Raw genomic sequence first — 228 nt, 5'->3', positions numbered from 1 at the left:
GGCATCAACACTCTGTTCGAAGGAAAGGCCGGAATCTTCAACGTATATTTCGGCGGAAAGTACGATCGGCAAAAGATGCTCGAAGGGTTGGGTGAGCGGTTCTTGGGTAGCACAACGTTGTATAAGGCTTGGCCCGCAGTCGGAAATTCACATTCTTTTATTCACGCGGCGACCACCGAGATGTAAACGGCTCTGAACACTCTTAAGCTAAACGACGCGCTCCGGACC

The 228-nt window shown here is 51.3% G+C and carries 1 pseudogene; it reads left to right on the top strand.

The features are described from left to right. Positions 1 to 186: pseudogene (locus tag SB822_RS61685) on the top strand (MmgE/PrpD family protein); the annotation flags it as partial. Between the last annotated feature and the right edge of the window lie 42 nt (positions 187 to 228).

The sequence above is a fragment of the Paraburkholderia sp. SIMBA_054 genome (assembly GCF_046534875.1).
GTDB lineage: Bacteria > Pseudomonadota > Gammaproteobacteria > Burkholderiales > Burkholderiaceae > Paraburkholderia > Paraburkholderia hospita.
Note: the sequence above shows the minus strand (reverse complement) of the source record. Positions and strands in the feature narration are given on the sequence as shown.